General features: G+C 47.1%; 1 protein-coding gene and 1 pseudogene. Both read left to right on the top strand.

Annotated features, from left to right (window positions below):
• A partial coding sequence (locus tag A3750_RS12350; protein ID WP_156498557.1) for an ABC transporter substrate-binding protein occupies window positions 1-788 on the top strand: 788 nt, incomplete at its 5' end.
• Window positions 789-847: 59 nt separating this feature from the next.
• Window positions 848-2,297, top strand: a pseudogene (locus A3750_RS12345) (hypothetical protein); the annotation flags it as partial.

Raw genomic sequence — 2,297 nt, 5'->3', positions numbered from 1 at the left:
CGCCGATGGCAGAGCAAGCACAAACTGTGATGATGGGCGTGACCGTGACGACCAACGATTTGTCCAACAAAGACGATCACTTTTTCAGGGTATTGGCGGCGACAGCTGTTCATGCGGGAGAAGTCGCTGAGTTCTTGTTCAATGAAAGGAGCGTTCGCACCTTTTCCGCCATCTACGATTTAAACAATAAAGCCTACTCTCAAGGTTGGATTACCGATTTTGAACAGCGCATGACGGAACTGGGTGGCTCTGCTGTTACTATTTTGAGTTTTTCCTCCGGTAACCAAGAAGCTCTGATTCCAGTAGCCGAACAACTCGTCTCGGGCGACCCTGATATTGTGATCTTTGTGACCAATGCCGTGGACGCGGCGCTATTAGCGAAATTAATAAGATCGAAGTCTGATGACGTAATGTTGGGTACTTCGGAATGGGCGGGTACAGAACGGCTGATTGAGCTCGGAGGGCGCTTTGTTGAGGGTGCATTTGTACCTCAATACCTAGATCGCGAAAGTAAAGATCCGGATTACCAACGTTTTCGTGAGGGTTTTATCAAACGGTTTAATCATGAGCCTGGCTTTCCTGGTTTAACTGCCTATAACGCGACTCGCGTAATCATTGATCGCTTGAAGAATAAATCGGCTTCTCAAAGCCTGAAGGACGCATTACTTGCGCAAGGTACTTTTCCGGCCATCCAAGGAAGTGTGCAGTTTGATGAGTTTGGTGATGCGGAGAGCAAGACTTACGTGACACAGATTATAAACAGTCAGTTTGTCGTGCAAACAGATTAAACGAGGGTGTCGATAGAGATGTGGTCTCATTATGTTTCATCGTGAGCGAGATTTAAGCCGTGTCTAAACCAGCGAAAACGCGCTCACTTGCATCCGAGCTTTTGATACAGCTCGCCATTGTGGCTCTCGTTCCTCTCGGCGCCACCATGGCTTTTTTTACCTGGCAGCTCTTCCCCTATTTAACCAAGAATATCATTGATGAGCAGCAATCGATTGCGAGCTTGGTGACGCAGCAAGTGATTGAGCGTATTGCAACCGCAGAAGAACAGGCGGGTTTGCTGATCGGCTTGGCGGCTCAAGATATTGATAGGCGAGAGTTGGTTAAGGGCTTTCTCAGTCAAAAGAGTGATTTTGATTCTGTTTACTTTTTGGACGCAACGGGGTCGATTAAGAGTATTGCTATCAGAGATGCCATTGTTCTTGAAACAGAGCAGTTATACATGGATATGGACTTGTCGCATTCCAGTGTTTATCAGACAGAGGGGAAGACGTCAGGTTGGACTCAGGTTTTTTTATCGATTGTGACGGGGCGTCTTTCCATTGCTTATTTTGAAGAGGTGGGCGAGCAGCGTTTGATCGCCGAGCTGGCCATAGATCGCTTACCAAAACTCAGCAAGCGGCTGTCTGAGCAGGATATTCTCATGATGCTCGTGGATGCTGATCACCAGCTAATTGCGCATCCAGACTCTTCTCTTAGCCAACAACAATTCAACTTGGGGCATCTGGCCCTGTTTAACCGTCCCGACAGTCAGAAAGTCTACTCCACAGATTTCGAGTGGGATAACCAGAAATACTTCGGCACGCTGGTGACCATGGACGATTTGGGCTGGAGCGTCATTGTTTCTGAAGAAGAAAGCTCCATATGGGCGGGTTTGTATCAACAGTTGAGAAACTGGCTTATTTCTGTTGTGACGATTATCGTTTTGGTACTTTTGATTGCCTTAAAACGTTCTTCTTTGTTCTCTAGACGTTTTGCTGTTTTGTCGCAGCAGGCAAAGGACATTGCGCGAGGGAATTACCAGACGGAGGTTGTGCAAGAAAGGATTCGTGAGTTTAACGAACTCTCTGAAAATGTGGTTGAAATGTCGCAGGCCATATCCAACCGTGAGGACGCGCTTCAGACAAAGGAGCAGCAGTTAAGAGAAATAAATGAGATGCTTGAAGAGCGCGTTGAAGAACGCACCAAGCGGTTGATCGAGTCGAATCAAGAGTTAGAAAAGACCAACACCGCTTTAAATGACACGATGGATCAGCTGGTTCAGGCGGATAAATTGGCCTCATTAGGTAGTCTTGTTGCGGGTGTTGCCCATGAGTTAAATACGCCGATAGGCAATGCCACCATGGCTTCATCCACGCTTAAAGACTTTGCCGAACGTATTCAGCAGCAACTTGCGACTGGTTCTGTTACCAAAAGTGGCCTAAAAGAGTTCCTTAATGACGCAATCATGGCCGCAGGTATTACCTCCCGTAATCTTGAAAAGGCATCGGAACTAATCACCAGTTTTAAGC

The sequence above is a fragment of the Oleiphilus sp. HI0079 genome, assembly GCF_001635105.1.
This window is presented reverse-complemented; position numbering and strand designations above follow the sequence as displayed.